The 419-nt window shown below is 67.3% G+C and carries 1 protein-coding gene; it reads left to right on the top strand.

Annotation, left to right across the window (positions count from 1 at the left end; genetic code table 11):
- Positions 1 to 30: 30 nt before the first annotated feature.
- On the top strand, positions 31 to 419 hold a 389-nt coding region (locus P0D73_RS46785; RefSeq protein ID WP_408436563.1), incomplete at its 3' end, for an IS91 family transposase.

Raw genomic sequence — 419 nt, forward strand, 5'->3', positions numbered from 1 at the left:
CTCCCGGGTAGGCCCGCGCTGTAGCGCCTCATGCTGGAGGTTGCGGACATCTTCCGCAGCCACGGGCCAGCGTGGCGAGCCACGGCACACCTGAGCCTGGGGCAGCTGAAGGTCATGTCGGCCATCGAACGGTGCCGCACGGCGGCACTGGGCGGACATGTGCTGCGCTGTTCAGGTTGCGCAAGCTCAGAGGTGTCCTTCGACTCGTGCCGGGACCGGCATTGCCCGAAGTGCCAGGCCAGCGCCGCACACCGCTGGCTGGAGGCGCGCCAGGCCGATCTGCTACCCGTCGAATACTTCCACGTCGTCTTCACGCTTCCCGCGCCCATCAGTGCGATCGCCTGGTACAACAAACGGATCATCTACGGCCTGCTGCTCGACATCGCCGCCGACACGCTGCGCACGATCGCCGCCGATCC

It is taken from the genome of Paraburkholderia sp. RL18-101-BIB-B (assembly GCF_046026985.1).
Taxonomy (GTDB): domain Bacteria; phylum Pseudomonadota; class Gammaproteobacteria; order Burkholderiales; family Burkholderiaceae; genus Paraburkholderia.